11 protein-coding genes and 1 pseudogene are annotated in these 15,750 nt (G+C 72.3%); 9 read left to right on the top strand and 3 right to left on the bottom strand.

Going from position 1 to position 15,750, the window contains the following annotated elements; translation table 11 throughout:
• The first annotated feature begins 105 nt into the window (after window positions 1-105).
• The 4 genes from BUS84_RS21350 (at window position 106) to BUS84_RS21335 (ending at window position 7,138) form a co-directional block, all read left to right on the top strand.
• Entirely contained in the window at window positions 106-1,773 is a 1,668-nt protein-coding gene (locus tag BUS84_RS21350; RefSeq protein ID WP_074315030.1) for a fumarate hydratase, read from the top strand.
• 264 nt (window positions 1,774-2,037) lie between these two features.
• Entirely contained in the window at window positions 2,038-5,019 is a 2,982-nt protein-coding gene (locus BUS84_RS21345; RefSeq protein WP_074315028.1) for an AfsR/SARP family transcriptional regulator, read from the top strand.
• A 35-nt stretch (window positions 5,020-5,054) separates the two neighbouring features.
• Window positions 5,055-6,464, top strand: coding sequence for a class II fumarate hydratase (locus BUS84_RS21340; protein ID WP_208869711.1), 1,410 nt, complete (start codon window positions 5,055-5,057; stop codon window positions 6,462-6,464).
• 74 nt (window positions 6,465-6,538) lie between these two features.
• Entirely contained in the window at window positions 6,539-7,138 is a 600-nt protein-coding gene (locus tag BUS84_RS21335) for a GNAT family N-acetyltransferase (RefSeq protein WP_074315026.1), read from the top strand.
• Here the strand turns inward: BUS84_RS21335 and BUS84_RS21330 are convergent.
• Window positions 7,105-7,650 carry a CGNR zinc finger domain-containing protein gene (locus BUS84_RS21330; RefSeq protein ID WP_074318980.1) on the bottom strand — a complete coding sequence of 182 codons (546 nt, stop codon included), beginning with the start codon at window positions 7,648-7,650 and terminating at the stop codon, window positions 7,105-7,107. The genes BUS84_RS21335 and BUS84_RS21330 overlap by 34 nt on opposite strands.
• An 86-nt stretch (window positions 7,651-7,736) precedes the next feature.
• Between BUS84_RS21330 and BUS84_RS21325 the strand changes: the two genes are divergently transcribed.
• From BUS84_RS21325 to BUS84_RS21315, 3 genes and pseudogenes are all read left to right on the top strand, one after another.
• Window positions 7,737-8,702: an EamA family transporter gene (locus BUS84_RS21325; RefSeq protein ID WP_074315024.1), complete on the top strand. Its 966-nt coding sequence runs from the start codon at window positions 7,737-7,739 to the stop codon at window positions 8,700-8,702.
• A gap of 52 nt (window positions 8,703-8,754) precedes the next feature.
• Window positions 8,755-8,923: pseudogene (locus tag BUS84_RS21320) on the top strand (HAD family hydrolase); the annotation flags it as partial.
• Between the two features lie 232 nt (window positions 8,924-9,155).
• Window positions 9,156-10,862 (top strand): S8 family serine peptidase, encoded by a 1,707-nt coding sequence (locus tag BUS84_RS21315; protein WP_074318979.1) that lies wholly within the window; start codon window positions 9,156-9,158, stop codon window positions 10,860-10,862.
• A gap of 92 nt (window positions 10,863-10,954) precedes the next feature.
• On the opposite strand, the gene BUS84_RS40075 is transcribed toward BUS84_RS21315, so the two are convergent.
• Window positions 10,955-11,617, bottom strand: coding sequence for an endonuclease domain-containing protein (locus BUS84_RS40075; protein ID WP_244298665.1), 663 nt, complete (start codon window positions 11,615-11,617; stop codon window positions 10,955-10,957).
• Between the two features lie 812 nt (window positions 11,618-12,429).
• Window positions 12,430-13,140 (bottom strand): IclR family transcriptional regulator, encoded by a 711-nt coding sequence (locus BUS84_RS21300; RefSeq protein ID WP_074315022.1) that lies wholly within the window; start codon window positions 13,138-13,140, stop codon window positions 12,430-12,432.
• 63 nt (window positions 13,141-13,203) lie between these two features.
• Between BUS84_RS21300 and cysS the strand changes: the two genes are divergently transcribed.
• Together cysS and rlmB are read left to right on the top strand one after the other, a co-directional pair.
• The gene (gene cysS, locus BUS84_RS21295) at window positions 13,204-14,619 is read left to right on the top strand and encodes a cysteine--tRNA ligase (protein ID WP_074315020.1); all 1,416 of its coding nucleotides are present in this window, start codon (window positions 13,204-13,206) and stop codon (window positions 14,617-14,619) included.
• Entirely contained in the window at window positions 14,619-15,749 is a 1,131-nt protein-coding gene (gene rlmB, locus BUS84_RS21290; protein ID WP_074315018.1) for a 23S rRNA (guanosine(2251)-2'-O)-methyltransferase RlmB, read from the top strand. The genes cysS and rlmB overlap by 1 nt, the downstream gene beginning before the upstream one ends.
• The last annotated feature ends 1 nt before the right edge of the window (window position 15,750 follow it).

Here is a 15,750-nt window from a genome sequence, read left to right as displayed (position 1 = left end):
AGCGGCGGCCACCGGAGCGCGGCGGGCCCGGCGAATGAGAGCGGCGTCCCAGGACCTGCCCGGCGGGTGCGAATGATCGACCGGTCTGCCCTAGGCTTGCCGCTCATGAGCAGTGCCGCCGCATTCTCGTACGCCCCCCTGCTGCCGACCGGCCCCGACCAGACCGACTACCGCCTGGTCACCGACGAGGGCGTGGACGTCGTACACGGCCCGGGAGGCCGCCGGTTCCTCACCGTCGAGCCGGCCGCGCTCACCGCGCTGACCGCCGAGGCGATGCACGACATCGCGCACTTCCTGCGCCCGGCGCACCTGGCGCAGCTCCGGGCGATCATCGACGACCCGGCCGCCTCGCCGAACGACCGGTTCGTGGCGCTGGACCTGCTGCGCAACGCCAACATCGCCGCCGGTGGGGTGCTGCCGATGTGCCAGGACACCGGCACCGCCATCGTGATGGGCAAGCGGGGCCGGCACGTCCTGACCGACGGGGCCGACGCCGAGGCCATCTCCCGGGGTGTCTACCAGGCGTACACCAAGCTCAACCTGCGCTACTCCCAGCTCGCCCCGCTGACCATGTGGGACGAGCGGAACACCGGCAGCAACCTGCCGGCCCAGGTCGAGCTGTACGCCGAGGACCCGGACGGGCACCCCGACGCGTACAAGTTCCTGTTCATGGCCAAGGGCGGTGGCTCGGCCAACAAGTCGTACCTCTACCAGGAGACGAAGGCGCTGCTCAACCCGACGCGGATGATGCAGTTCCTGGAGGAGAAGCTGCGGCTGATCGGCACCGCCGCCTGCCCGCCGTACCACCTGGCCATCGTCATCGGCGGCACCTCCGCCGAGTACGCCCTGAAGACCGCGAAGTACGCCAGCGCCAAGTACCTGGACGCGCTGCCCACCGCCGGATCGATGAGCGCCCACGGCTTCCGGGACCTGGAGCTGGAGGCGGAGGTGCTGGAGTTGACCCGCAACTTCGGCATCGGTGCGCAGTTCGGCGGCCGGTACTTCTGCCACGACGTGCGGGTGGTCCGGCTGCCCCGGCACGGAGCCTCCTGCCCGGTGGCGATCGCGGTCTCCTGCTCGGCGGACCGGCAGGCGGTCGCCAAGATCACCCCGTCGGGTGTCTGGCTGGAGAGGCTGGAGACCGACCCGGCGCGCTTCCTGCCCGACGTCACCGACGACTCGCTCGACACCGAGATGGTCGTCCGGGTCGACCTGAACCGGCCGATGGACGAGATTCGCGCCGAGCTGTCCAAGTACCCGGTGAAGACGCGGCTGTCGCTGTCCGGCCCGCTGGTGGTGGCCCGCGACATCGCGCACGCCAAGATCGCCGAGCGGCTGGACGCCGGTGAGCCGATGCCGCAGTACCTCCGCGACCACGCGGTCTACTACGCCGGCCCGGCCAAGACCCCCGAGGGTTACGCCTCCGGCTCGTTCGGGCCGACCACCGCCGGCCGGATGGACGCCTATGTGGAGAAGTTCCAGGCGGCCGGCGGTTCGCAGGTGATGCTGGCCAAGGGGAACCGGTCGGGTCAGGTGACCCGCTCCTGCCAGCAGCACGGCGGTTTCTACCTCGGCTCGATCGGCGGCCCCGCGGCGCGCCTCGCCCAGGACTGCATCAAGCATGTCGAGGTCCTGGAGTATCCGGAGCTGGGCATGGAGGCGGTCTGGAAGATCGAGGTGGAGGACTTCCCCGCCTTCATCGTGGTCGACGACAAGGGCAACGACTTCTTCGCCGAGGTCACCAAGCCGGTGCTCACCGTCGGCCGCCGCTGACCTGGGGGTATGCGAAGGGGGGCGCCGGGCAGGTCAGCCCGGCGCCCCCCTTCTGTCGTCCGTGCTCCACCGACATCGGTGCGCCCGCCCCCGCCGGGGTGGGAACGGGCGCACCGCCCCCGTCGGATGCCGTCACCGACAACCCGGGGCGAGTCTTCGGCGTGCCGCTGTCGATCCGCTCTCAGATCACTATCGACGGATCGCGGCGATCCGTGACCGTCGGGCTACTCTGCTGAAAGTTGCACCATCAATGCGGGAGAGCAGATGCGGTTCGGGATCCTGGGGCCCCTGCGGGTCGGCGGTGGCGAGTCCACCGTCACCGCCGGTCGCGACCGGATCGTGCTCGCCATGCTGCTGCTGCGGTCCGGTCGGCTGGTGCCGGTCGAGGAGTTGGTCGACGCGGTCTGGGAGGAACGCCCGCCGGCCACCGCCCGCGCACAGTTGCAGACGTGCGTGTCGCGGCTGCGGCGTCGGTTCGCCGAACTCGGGCTGACACCGGAGACCATCGTCACCGACCCCGTGGGGTACGGCATCCGTACCGGGCCGACCGACCTGGACGCGGAAATCTTCGCCCGCGGAGTGGAGGCGGCCCGGGCCGCAGTGGCCTCCGGTCGGTTGGCCGACGCGCGTGAGCGGTTCCGGGCCGCCCTGGCGCTCTGGCGGGGGCCGGCGCTCGGCGGTATCCCGAGCCGCAGCGTCCGCCGCCGCGCCCAGGCGCTCGACGAGCAGCGCCTCACCGCGCTGGAGGAGTGCGTCGACGTCGAGCTGCGCCTCGGGCAGGCCGCCGAGCTGCTCGAGGAGCTGACCGAGAGCGTCGATCAGCACCCGCTGCGGGAACGCCTGCGCGGCCAACTGATGCTCGCCCTCTCCTCGGTCGGCCGGCAGGCCGACGCGCTCGCGGTCTACCGGGAGGGCCGGCGGATCTACGCCGACGAGCTGGGCATCGAACCGGGCGCCGAGTTGCAGGAACTGCACCAGCGGGTGCTCGCCGGGGACCTGGCCCTGGCCGGCCGGGAGATCCGGCCGGTCGCCCCGGTCCGGTCGCTACCCCGGGCGATCGGTGACTTCACCGGCCGGCAGGAGACGGTGGCCCGCCTGGTCAAGGAGATCGAGGAGGACGGCACCCGAATCCAGCTGATCGACGGAATGGCCGGCAGCGGCAAGACCACCCTCGCCGTGCACGTCGCCACCGCGCTCGCCGACCGTTACCCGGATGCCCAGCTCTTCGTCGACCTGCACGGGCACAGCGAGCGCAGCCCGTTGACGCCGGCCACGGCCGTGGCCGCCCTGCTGCGCCAGCTCGGCGTGCCGGCGGAGCGGATGCCGGTGGACCCGGACGACCGGCTGGCGCTCTGGCGGACCGAGCTGGCCGGCCGGCGGGCTCTGGTGGTGCTGGACAACGCCGCCACCGCCGATCAGGTGGCGCCGCTGCTGCCCAACGGCTCACACTGCCTGGTCCTGATCACCAGCCGCCGCCGGCTGGTCGGGGTGGACGAGGGGCGACCGTCGTCCCTGCCCGTGCTCGACGCCGACGAGGCGGTCGAGCTGCTCGGTCGGGTGGCCGGCGCGGAGCGGGTCGCCGCCGAACCGGAGGCGGCCGCCGAGGTGGCGCGTCGCTGCGGCCACCTGCCGCTCGCCATCCGGTTGGCCGGCGCCCGCCTGGCGCACCGACCGCACTGGCGCGTCGCCGACCTCGCCGAGCGGCTGGTCGCCGGGGCGGGCCCGCTGGCCGAGCTGGCCGCCGGGCAGCGCTCGGTGGGGCAGGCGTTCGCGCTGTCGTACGCGCAGGTCTCTCCGCCGGCGCAACGGCTGTTCCGGCTGCTCGGTCTGTACCCCGGCGGACGGCTGGACAGCGAAGTGGCCGCCGCCCTGGCGGAGCTGCCCCGGACCGAAACGCAGGACCTGCTGGACGAGCTGGTCGACGCGCACCTGGCGGAGGAGGTGCAGCCGGGCCGGTACCGGTTGCACGATCTGCTCCGGGAGTACGCCCGGCTACTGCTGGATGCCGGGGAGCGGCCGAACGAACGCCACGCCGCCCTTGAGCGGTTGCTGGACCATCAACTTTCGGTCGCGGTCGCGATCGCCCGGGCGATCGAGGCGGCGGGCAGTCGCCGCACCATTCCGGTCCGCACGCCCAGCCGGCCCGATCTGGTGGCCGCCCCGGCAGCCGAGGGGGTGGCGTGGTTCGAGGAGAATCTGGCCGCGCTCACCGCCCTGGTCCGGCTGGCCGAGGAGGAGGGCTTTCCGACCCAGTGCTGGCAGTTGGCCCGGGCCTGCTGGCGGTTCAACTTCGACAGCGGGCACCTCGACGAGCTGATCGAGACCCACACGATCGGGCTTCGGGTCGCCGAGCGGCTCGGCGACGAGGCGGCGGTCGCCGTGATGCTGAACTACCTCTCCTCGGCGTACTTCCGGCTGGCCCGTTTTCCGGAGGCGATCAGCTCGATGGAGGTGGCGCTCGACCTGCGCCGCCGTCTCGGGCTGCGGGGCGACGTGCTCAGCACGCTGTGGAACCTCGGAATCTCGTACGCCGCGAACGGTGACTTCCGGCAGGGCAAGGCGAAGTTCGACGAGGCGCTGGGCATGGTCACCGGGCTGGGTGACGCACACGAGCTGACGAACCTGCAGAACAACCTGTGCTTTGCGCTGATCGGGTGGGGCCGGTACGACGAGGCGCTGCGCACCGCCCGGCAGCACCTCATGCTGGCCCGCCAGACGAAGGACATGCGGCAGACCGGGAACGCGATCGGGCACCTCGGCATGATCCGGCACCGGATGGGTGACCTGGGCCCGGCCCGTCGGATCCTGCGGATCGCGTTGCACCTCAAGCGCCACGGGGGCAACCGATTCGGCGAGGGGGAGGTGCTCAACGAGATCGGTGTGATGGAGCGCGTCGCCGGGCGGCCGGAACGCGCCACCGCTCTGCACCGGGACGCGCTGGTGGCGATGATGGAGGTGGGCGACCGGGTGGGGCAGTGCGCTTCGCGCAACCTGATGGCCCGGGCGATCCGGGACCAGGGGGACGTCGCCAGCGCGCTCGACCTGCACCGCCGGGTGCTCGCCGACGCGACCCGGTTGCGTGTCCGATACGAGCAGGCCCGCGCGCTGGAGGGCATCGCCCGCTGCCTACGGGACACCGACCCGGCGGCGGCCCGCGCGCATCTGATCCGAGCCCTGCCCCTGTTCCGACAGATCGAGTCCCCGGACCAGCACGAGGTGGAACGGCTGCTGACCGAGTTGGACTGAGGGTTCATCTGCGAGTCGGCGACGGGCGCGGCAGGATGGTACGCGTGACGACTCCAGAGGCGACCGGTTACCGGATCGAACGCGACTCGATGGGCGAGGTGGAGGTGCCCGCCGAAGCGTTGTGGCGGGCGCAGACGCAGCGTGCGGTGCAGAACTTCCCGATCTCTGGCCGGGGTCTCGAACCGGCCCAGATCAAGGCGCTGGCCCAGATCAAGGGCGCGGCAGCCGAGGTCAACGGTGAGCTGGGCGTGATCGACGAGAACGTGGCCGCCGCCATCGCGGCCGCCGCCGCGCACGTGGCCGCCGGCGGCTACGACGACCAGTTTCCGGTCGACGTGTTCCAGACCGGGTCCGGGACGTCGTCGAACATGAACGCCAACGAGGTGATCGCCACCCTGGCCACCCGGGAGCTGGGCCGGGACGTGCACCCGAACGACCACGTGAACGCCTCCCAGTCCAGCAACGACGTCTTCCCGTCCTCAATCCACCTGGCCGCCACCCAGTTCATCGCGGAGGACCTGCTGCCGTCGCTCAACCACCTCGCGGAGGCGCTGGAGGGCAAGGCGGCCGAGTTCGAGACGGTGGTGAAGGCCGGGCGTACCCACCTGATGGACGCCACGCCCGTCACCCTCGGGCAGGAGTTCGGCGGGTACGCCGCCCAGGTGCGCTACGGCATGGAACGGCTGGAGGGGGCGCTGCCCCGGCTGGCCGAGCTGCCGTTGGGTGGCACCGCCGTGGGCACCGGAATCAACACCCCGCTCGGCTTCGCCGCCGCCGTCATCGGCAGGTTGCGGGAGTCGACCGGGTTGCCGCTGACCGAGGCCCGCAACCACTTCGAGGCGCAGGGCGCCCGGGACGCGCTGGTGGAGACCTCCGGCCAGCTGCGTACCGTCGCGGTGGGCCTCTACAAGATCGCCAATGACATCCGGTGGATGGGCTCCGGCCCCCGGGCGGGCCTGCGCGAGTTGCGCATCCCTGACCTCCAGCCCGGTTCGTCGATCATGCCGGGCAAGGTCAACCCGGTCGTCGCCGAGGCGATGCGGCAGGTCTGCGCCCAGGTGATCGGCAACGACGCGACGGTCGGCTTTGCCGGCTCGCAAGGCGACTTCGAGTTGAACGTGATGCTCCCGGTGATGGGCCGCAACCTGCTGGAGTCGATCCGGCTGCTGGCCGCAGCGAGCCGACTGTTCGCCGACCGCCTGGTGGCCGGCGTGGTCGCGGACGCCGAGGTCTGCCTGGCGTACGCCGAGGGCTCGCCGTCGATCGTCACCCCGCTCAACCGCTACCTCGGGTACGACGAGGCCGCGTCGATCGCCAAGGAGGCGCTGGCCAAGCAGACCTCGATCCGTGAGGTGGTGATCTCCCGGGGGCACGTGGACTCCGGCAAGCTCAGCGAGACCCAGCTCGACGAGGTGCTCGACCTGCTCCGGATGACCCACCCCTGACTCCCGGCCCGCCGCGGCGGTGGCCGCGGCAAAACAGCTCGACGGTGTCGCGGGGCGGACGGGATGATCCCGCAATGGGCGGAGATGACGCGGGCCTGCCTCCGGCGACCGAGCGGCTGCGGTGGCGGCGGCTCACCATGGGCGATGTCGACGCGCTGGTCGAGTTGGACAGCGATCCCGAGGTGATGCGCTTCCTCACCGGCGGCGTGGCCACCCCGCCCGCCACGATCCGCGACGAGCAGTTGCCGACGCTGCTGGCCCGGTACGACCAGCATCCCGGCCTGGGCCGCTGGGCGGCGCTGGACGGGGAGACCGGCGGGTTTCTGGGCTGGTTCGCGCTCGATCCGTCGGCGGACGGCACCGAGGCCGAGCTGGGCTACCGGCTGCGCCGCTCGACCTGGGGGCGCGGCCTGGCCACCGAGGGTTCCCGGGCGCTGGTCCGGTACGCCTTCGACACCGTGGGCGTGCGGCGGGTGTGGGCCGAGACGATGACGGTCAACGACCGCTCCCGGCGGGTGATGGCGAAGGCCGGGTTGCGCTACGTGCGCACCTTCCACCTCCAGTGGGGCGACCCGATTCCGGGTGCCGAGCACGGTGAGGTGGAGTACGAACTCCGGGTCGAGGAATGGGCGGACACCGCTCAGGAGCGGCCGGCGGCCCGGCGGGCGCGGTAGGCGGTCACCGCGGCGCGGTTGCCGCAGCCGGCCTCGCAGAACCGCCGCGACCGGTTGCGGGACAGGTCCACGACCACGTTCTCGCAGTCGGGGTACTCGCAGATCCGCAGCCGGCTCAGCTCGCCGGCGCGGACCAGGTCGGCGATCGCCATCGCCGCCTCCACGGCGATGCGGGTCGCCAGCGGCGCGTCGCGGGGCACGGCGTGCAGGTGGTACGGCTCGTCGTCGTGCTCGATCAGCTGCGGCAGCGCCCGGTGCTCCAGCAGCAGGCCGTTGACCACGGCGACGATCTCGGCCGGCTCGGCGTGCCAGATGCGGCGCAGCCGAGGCCGCAACTCCCGGACAGCGCGTAGCTCGGCGTCGGTGTGCTCGTGCCGTCCGCTGTAGGAGTGCCGGGTGAAGAACGCGTCCAGCGCGGCGACGTCGGGCAGTAGCTCGCCGTCTCGGCCCGCCGTGTTGACCAGCGCGGCAGCGGCGATCAGAGAACATTCGGTGTCATGAGCGAATAGCAACTTGACTCCTGTCACAGGGGCCGCCTAGCGTCATGGGCACAAGGATAGTTTGCCCATGACACCATCGCCGTTCCGAGGAGTGCAGGATGCAGTCACGACCCGCCGCCGGCGCCGCGTTGGCGCTGCTCTCCGCGGTCACCTTCGCCACCTCGGGCACCTTCGCGCGCTCGCTCATCGAGGCCGGCTGGTCCGCCGAGTCAGCGGTGATCGCCCGGGTCGGCGTGGCCGCCCTGGTGCTGGCTCTCCCCGCGCTGCTGTCGCTGCGGGGCAGGTGGGATGTGCTGCGGCGGAACGTCACGGCGATCGGGATGTTCGGGCTGCTCGGCGTGGCGCTGGCCCAGGTCTGCTTCTTCAACGCCGTGCGCTACCTGCCGGTCGGCATCGCGCTGCTGCTGGAGTACCTGGGCATCATCCTCGTCGTGGGCTGGATGTGGCTGCGGCACGGGCAGCAGCCGCGCCGGCTCACCGTGGCCGGTTCGGCGGCAGCCCTGGCCGGGCTGGCGTTCGTGCTGGACCTCACCGGCACCGCCGGATTCCACCCGGTGGGCGTGCTCTGGGGGTTGGGCGCCGCGGTCGGCCTGGCCGGCTACTTCGTGCTCGCCGGCCGGGTCGACCCCCGGCTGCCCTCGGTCGCCATGGCCAGCGGGGGGATGGCCGTCGGCGCCGCCGTGCTGCTCCTCATCGGGCTGACCGGTCTGCTGCCGCTGCGTGCCACCTTCGGCGAGGTCACCTTCGCCGGGCAGCGCACCAGCTGGCTGCTGCCGATCGTGGGGCTCTCCCTGGTGGCTGCCGTGATCGCGTACCTGGCCGGGATCGCCGGCACCCGCATCCTCGGCCCCCGGCTCTCGTCGTTCGTCGGGCTGACCGAGGTGCTCTTCGCGGTGCTGATCGCCTGGCTCTTCCTGGACGAACTGCCCACCGCCTGGCAGCTGTTCGGTGGCGGGCTGATCGTCGCCGGGGTGGCCCTGGTGCGTCTCGACGAGCTGCGCGGGCCGGCAGCGGAATCCACCCCGGTGTCGCCCGAGCCCCTGCTGGCGGCCGACGGTCGATGAGACAGTGGGCGCCGCGCTGACCACCGTGGTGTTCGACGCCGGCGAGACCCGCCAGATCGGGTACGTCGGTGACTCGTGGGAGCACGACGTGGTGGCTCCCCGGCGTGCCGGCCCGCGATCGGTGTGGTTGAACCGGCACGGCCTGCCCCGCCCCGCCGGGGGACGAGCCCGACGCCGAAGTGTCCACCATGGCCGATCTGCCGGCAGCGCTGGCCGACCTGCCGGCGATGCTGTCCGACCTGCTGACGATGGGGGATGACCTGCGCGCGGTGTCGTCCGACCGGCCGCCGGTGCGGGCCGATCTGCCCAGGGCGCGTCTCGACCTGGGTGGGTCGCGCGTCGACCTGGGTGGATGAAGGAGAGATTCACCGCCATAACGGGCGCTCGTCTGGCGTAAACCCGGTGGGTGTTGTGTGATGGCTGCCACGTCCCTCAACGAGAGGATCCGATGTGGTGAGCAAGCGCTTCACCGCCGGTGCCGTCGCGACCGCGGCAGTGCTGGCACTTACGGCGACGGGGTTGGGCGTACCGGCCAGCGCCGCGCCGACCAACTCCCGGACGTTCACGGTCGTCGCCGAGGATGGCGTCGCCGCCGACACGGCGATCGCGGCGATCCGCGCGGCCGGCGGCACGGTCGTGTCCCGGTCCGACGAGGTCGGCATGTTCCAGGTGACCAGCGAGCGGGCTGACTTCGCCGCCAGGGCGACCGCCGCCCCCACGCTGATCGGCGCCGCCGAGCAGAAGGCCATCGGCCGCAAGCCGATGCTGGACCGGGTCGAGCAGGAGCAGGTGCCGCCCACCGCGGCCGCCGCCGGCGCCGCCAGGAAGGGCGCCAAGCTGGACCCGCTCGACGACAAGCTCTGGGGTCTGGAGATGATTCGGGCCGATGAGGCCCGCAAGGTCGAGCCGGGTGATCGCCGGGTGACCGTCGGCGTGCTGGACACGGGCGTCGACGCGAGCAACCCGGACATCGCGCCGAACTTCAACTGGGCGCTGTCGCGCAACTTCGCGCCGGACCTGACCGACGTGGACGGTCCCTGCGAGGTGCCGAGCTGCCTCGACGCCGTGGGCACCGACGACGGCGGGCACGGCACCCACGTGGCGGGCACGATCGGTGCCGCCGCCAACGGCTTCGGCCTCTCCGGCGTCGCCCCGAAGGTCTCGCTGGTGGAGCTGAAGGGTGGCCAGGACTCCGGCTACTTCTTCCTCAACCCGGTGGTCAACGCCCTGCTCTACGCCGGCCGGTCCGGGATCGACGTGGTCAACATGTCGTTCTACGTCGACCCGTGGCTCTACAACTGCACCGCCAACCCGGCCGACTCCCCGGCGAGCCAGGCCGAGCAGCGGGCCATCATCAAGGCGATGAAGCGGGCGCTGACCTTCGCCCACAACAAGGGCGTCACCCTGGTCGGCGCGCTCGGCAACAACAACGAGGACCTGGGCGCACCCCGCACGGACATCAGCAGCCCGGACTACGGCGCTGCGCCGTACGACCGGCCGATCGACAACAACAGCTGCTGGGACCTGCCCGCCGAGGGGCCGCACGTGATCGGCGTGTCGGCCGTCGGCCCGTCCGGCAAGAAGGCGGACTACTCCAACTACGGCACCGAGCAGACCTCGGTCGCCGCTCCGGGTGGCTTCGCCCGGGACGGTTTTGGAACCCCGACGTACAACAGCCCGGGGAACCGCATCCTCTCCACCTACCCGCTGAAGGTGCTCCAGGAGGAGCCGATCTCCCCCACCATCCCGGATCCGCGGGTGGACGCCAACGGCAACATCGACCCGCGGGTGGCCACGCTGGTCTTCAAGCAGTGCAAGGCCAACGGTGAGTGTGGCTACTACACCTACCTCCAGGGCACCTCGATGGCGTCCCCGCACGCCGCCGGCGTCGCCGCGCTGATCGTCAGCCGGTACGGCAAGGCGGAGCGCCGGGGTGGCTTCGGCATGTCGCCGGACCTGGTCGAGCAGCACCTCTACCGGACGGCGGCCGAGCACGCCTGCCCGGAGCCGCGGCTGCAGCAGTACCGCAATGAGGGCCGGGACGAGACCTACGACGCCTACTGCGCCGGTGGGGTCAACTTCAACGGCTTCTACGGGTACGGGATCGTCGACGCCTACGCGGCGGTGAAGACCCCGCTCAAGCCGAACGCCCGGCCGTAGGGCAACACGTCGGGGCCCGGTCGACCCTGGTCGGCCGGGCCCCGCTGGCGTTCCCAGGACTTGATCGACTCGAATTCCTTGATGGCGGGGTATCACCGTCCGGCGGACAGCACGGCTTCCAGGAACCCGAGCTGATCCTGCCAGGGCGGGTCGGGGGATCCCCGTCGCCATCCGCGGTTGACGAGCGCCGCGCGCACCTCACGGAGCACCGCCGGGAACTCGGCGTGCAGTCGTCGGCTGGTCACATGCAGCACCAGCCAACCCGCGCCGACGAGCAGGTTCAGCCGCTGGCGGTCGCGGTGCAGCTGATCTGCGTCGGCGTGCCAATGCCCGTCGTACTCGACCGCTACCCGGTATTCCGGCCACGCCAGGTCGGGATGCAGGACGACGCCGTTGGGCAGGCGGACCGGGTGTTGAACGACCGGGCGTGGCAGACCGCCGAGCACCAGCCGCACACGCAGGTGCGACTCCGGCGGGGACTCTGCCCCGCCGTCAGCCAGATCGAAGAGCCACCGTGCCCGTCGCCCACCCGGCCGGTCCGCGTTGCGAGCGGCCACGTCGGCCAACGTGTCGCGATCGGTCACCCCCTGCCTGAGCAGCGCGTCGACGATGGCGATCGCACGGACCGGATCGAGCCAGACGGCCGTCTCCCAGGCGGCCCGTCCAGGGTCGGAGCGGGGGATCGGGCCGCCCGGGTCCCAGACGGGCCTCGGCGCGAGGGCCGCCTCCCGCTCATCGGCCGGTCTGGCCGCCACCGCGCTGCCCGGTCTGGCCCCCACTGCACGCTGCCGGGGCGATTGCCGTGTCGGGCGTGGTGACATTCCGACGCCCGGTGGACGCCCCGCCGCCGGTGGACGCCCTGCTCCCGGTGGACGCCCTGCTCCCGGTGGACGCCCTGCTCCCGGTGGACGTCCCCCTCTCGCTGGACGCCTTGTGTCCGGAAAGGTCGCGGCCAGCCGTCGCGTCCGGACGTCGAGGGGCGGGGTGATGGCGTTGACGTGCACGCGGAGACCGCGCTGTGGGCCGATCCGGAGCGGTCTGGGCACGAGGACGTGAACGTCGTCGGTGAAGGTGGCGGCGTGTTCGACACCGTGCAGGTATGCGGCCGACGGGCCTCCGACCGCCACCCCGGGCGGTAGCCGGAGGAGGGCGGCGCGGCAGGCCAGGGTGTGGTCCCGGTCGAGCCGCGCGTCGGCGTAGATGTCGTGGCGCAGCCGCACCCAGGCGGCGCTGCGTAGTTGATGCTCGGTGAGCAGGCCAACCCGGACAGCGTCGGAGCCGCGGAATACCTGCCAGGTCAGGGCGTCGGGACGGTGCGGACGTGGTGGCATGCCGAGCAGCGTGCCGGCCGCCGATCCACCGCCGAAACCCCTGTGGACAACCTGGCCCGCGCACCCCGTCGGTCCCTGTGGACAACCGCGGGTCCGCCTCCCCATCGTGGTATGGCAAGGACGGTGATCCACTCGGGTTCCTGGAAATCGGGTCGTCGTCGGCACCGCGTTACCGCGATGTCTGTGATCCCGAGTTGATCAAGCTGTCGCGCCGGGCTGGGCGGACGGCTGGTGGGTCAGCGGAGGGCGGTGGTGATGGCTGTGGCGGCGGCCAGGACCTGGGTGCCGACCGTGTCGACGTCCAGCGGGGCGAGCGCGACCACGCCGACACTCGCCTCCAATCCGGGTACGCCGAGCACCGGCGCCGCCACCCCGTACGCCCCGGACTGCAACTCCCCGCTGCTGCTCACCGGTCCAGCCGCCCCGGCTCGGCCGGCCAGGATGGCCCGACCCGCCGCGCCCCGGTCCAGCGGATGCCGCGACCCGGTCCGGTACGCGACGTGGAACGACGTCCAGCTCGGCTCGACCACGGCCAGGGCGACGCCCTCGCCACCCTCGACCACGGTCAGGTGCGCGGTGGCGCCGGCCTGCTCGGCGAGCCGGCGCAGGGCGGGCAGCGCTCCCTCGGCGAGCAACGGCTGGGCGCGCCGGGCCAGGTGCAGCACTCCCGCGCCGAGGCGGAGCCGGCCGTCGCCGTCGCGGCGCAGCATCCCGTGCCCGGTCAACGGGCCGACAAGCCGGTAGACGGCCGCTCGCCCGATGCCCAGCTGGTTCGCCGCCTCGGTGACGGTCAGCCCGCCCGGCGCCTCGGCGACCAGGTGCAGCAGCCGTAATCCCCGGTCCAGGGTCTGTGCCGTCTCCCCGGCCCGCCCGCCAACCGCGTCGGCACGGCCGGCGGGGGCGCTGGGGCTGGCCGGCGGCTCACCGGGGCGTGCGGTCGCATCCACGCCTGGCAGCGTACGACCCGGCACCGGCGGACCCGGACAGGCGCGGACGGCTACCCTTGTACGGTGACGCTACGCCTGTATGACACCGCCACCCGATCGGTGCGGGACTTCGTCCCGCGGGAAGCCGGCAAGGTGGGGATCTACCTGTGTGGTCTCACCCTCCAGTCCCCGCCGCACATCGGTCACCTTCGCTCCGGCGTCAACTATGACGTGTTGCGCCGCTGGCTGCTGGCCGCGGGCTACGAGGTCACTTTCGTCCGCAACCTGACCGACATCGACGACAAGATCCTGGTCAAGGCGGGGGAGCAGGGCCGGCCGTTCTGGTCCATCGCGTACGCCAACGAGCTGATCCTCGCCGAGTCGTACCGGGCGTTGAACGTGCTGGCACCCACCTACGAGCCGCGCGCCACCGGGCACATCCCCGAGATGCACGAGCTGATCACGAAGTTGATCGCCGACGGGCACGCCTACCCGGCCACCGACGGCTCCGGCGACGTCTACTTCGACGTGGCCTCCTGGCCGGCGTACGGGTCACTGTCGGGTCAGTCCCCGGACGCGATGCAGTCGGCCGGGGACGCCCCCGACCGGGGCAAGCGGGACCCGCGCGACTTCGCGCTCTGGAAGGGCGCCAAACCCGAGGAGCCGGCGGACGCCTACTGGCCGTCGCCGTGGGGGCTGGGCCGCCCGGGCTGGCACATCGAGTGCTCGGCGATGTGCTGGCGATACCTGGGCCCGGAGTTCGACATCCACGGCGGCGGGCTCGACCTCACCTTCCCGCACCACGAGAACGAGGTCGCCCAGTCCCACGCGGCCGGGCTGCCGTTCGCCCGCTACTGGGTGCACCACGGGTTGCTCAGCATCGGCGGAGCCAAGATGGGCAAGTCCGCCGGCAACGCCCTGGACCTGGCGTACGTGGACTCGCTCGGGGTGCGGCCGGTCGAGCTGCGCTACTACTACGCCGCCGCGCACTACCGCTCCGTGATCGACTACTCGGAGGACGCGCTGCACGACGCGGCCACCGCGTACCGCCGGATCGAGGGTTTCGTGCAGCGGGCCGTCGAGCGGGTCGGCGCCGGGCAGCTCGGCGAGTTGCCGAGCGGCTTCGTCGCGGCGATGGACGAAGACCTCAACACCTCCGCCGCGCTGGCCGTGCTGCAACAGCAGCTCCGGGACGGAAACACCGCGCTGAGCACCGGCGACGATGTGACCGTCCGCACCACCCTGGCCGCGGTACGGGCGATGCTGGATATCCTCGGGGTTGACCCCCTCGACCCGGCCTGGACCGGTGGCGGCCGCTCGGATGATCTGCGTGCCGTGGTGGACTCCCTGATCGCGCTGGCCCTGGAGCAGCGCGCACAGGCCCGGGGCCGCAAGGACTGGGCTGCCGCCGACGCGGTACGCGACCAGCTCAAGCTGGCCGGCGTGGTGGTCGAGGACACCCCCCAGGGGCCCCGTTGGACTATTGGAGAGCAGGACTGATGGCCGGCAACTCGCAGCGCCGTGGCCGGCGACTGACGCCGAAGGCGGGCGCCCCCAAGGGCACCGGCGGCAAGAACAAGGACTCCCTGGCCGGGCGGGGGCGCACCCTGCCCGCCGACGAGCGGCCGTGGCACAAGGGGTACTCGGGCACCGAGAAGCTGCCCCAGCGCACCGCCTGGAAGCAGGACAAGGAGCGCCGCGCGGCGGCCGAGGAGGGGCGTGCCCCCAAGATCGGTCAGCCTGGCACCAAGGACACCACCTGGGGCAAGGGCGGCGGCCGGGGCGTTCCGGTCAACCGGGGCGGCACCGGCGGCCGCGGCGGCAAGCCCGGCGGTCGGTCCGGCCCCCGGGTCACGCCCGGGCGCAAGTCCAACCCGGCCAAGGACAGCCCGGAGCTGCTGGTCGGGCGCAACCCGGTGCTGGAGGCGCTGCGCGCCCAGGTGCCGGCGACGGCGCTCTACACCGCCCAGGGCATCGACATGGACGACCGGATCAACGAGATCATCCGGACCGCCGCCGACCGGGGCATCGCCAATCTGGAGATCAGCCGGGCCGAGCTGGACCGGATGACCGGCGGGGTGCTGCACCAGGGCGTCGGGCTGCAGGTGCCACCGTTCGCGTACCAGCCGTTCGAGGACCTGGTGGCCGCGGCCCTGGAGCAGCAGGCTCCGCTGCTGGTCGCGCTGGATGGGGTCACCGACCCGCGCAACCTGGGCGCGGTGATCCGCTCGGCCGCCGCGTTCGGCGCGCAGGGTGTCTTCGTACCCGAGCGTCGTGCCGCCGGGATCACCGCGACCGCCTGGCGGACCAGTGCCGGCGCGGCCGCGCGGGTGCCGGTGGCGCAGGTCACCAACCTGACCCGATCGCTGAAGGCGTGCCGCGACGCCGGCTTCACGGTCGTCGGTCTGGACGCCGACGGTGACACCGACCTCTACGACCTGGAGGCCGCCGTCGGCCCGCTGGTGGTCGTGGTCGGCTCCGAGGGACGCGGGCTGTCCCGGCTGGTCGGGGAGACCTGCGACCTGACCGTCAGCATCCCGATGATCTCCGAGGTCGAGTCGCTCAACGCCAGCGTCGCCGCCGCGGTCACCCTGGCCGAGGTCGCCCGCCGGCGCGCCGCCGAGCAGTAGA

The sequence above is a fragment of the Micromonospora cremea genome (assembly GCF_900143515.1).
Taxonomy (GTDB): Bacteria; Actinomycetota; Actinomycetes; order Mycobacteriales; family Micromonosporaceae; genus Micromonospora; species Micromonospora cremea.
Note: the sequence above shows the minus strand (reverse complement) of the source record. Positions and strands in the feature narration are given on the sequence as shown.

What these genes read in the sequence shown, in the direction of transcription:
- BUS84_RS21350 (WP_074315030.1), top strand. Translation starts at nt 106, where the DNA reads ATGAGCAGTGCCGCCGCATTCTCGTACGCCCCCCTGCTGCCGACCGGC.
- BUS84_RS21345 (WP_074315028.1), top strand. Translation starts at nt 2,038, where the DNA reads ATGCGGTTCGGGATCCTGGGGCCCCTGCGGGTCGGCGGTGGCGAGTCC.
- BUS84_RS21340 (WP_208869711.1), top strand. Translation starts at nt 5,055, where the DNA reads ATGGTACGCGTGACGACTCCAGAGGCGACCGGTTACCGGATCGAACGC.
- BUS84_RS21335 (WP_074315026.1), top strand. Translation starts at nt 6,539, where the DNA reads ATGGGCGGAGATGACGCGGGCCTGCCTCCGGCGACCGAGCGGCTGCGG.
- BUS84_RS21325 (WP_074315024.1), top strand. Translation starts at nt 7,737, where the DNA reads ATGCAGTCACGACCCGCCGCCGGCGCCGCGTTGGCGCTGCTCTCCGCG.
- rlmB (WP_074315018.1), top strand. Translation starts at nt 14,619, where the DNA reads ATGGCCGGCAACTCGCAGCGCCGTGGCCGGCGACTGACGCCGAAGGCG.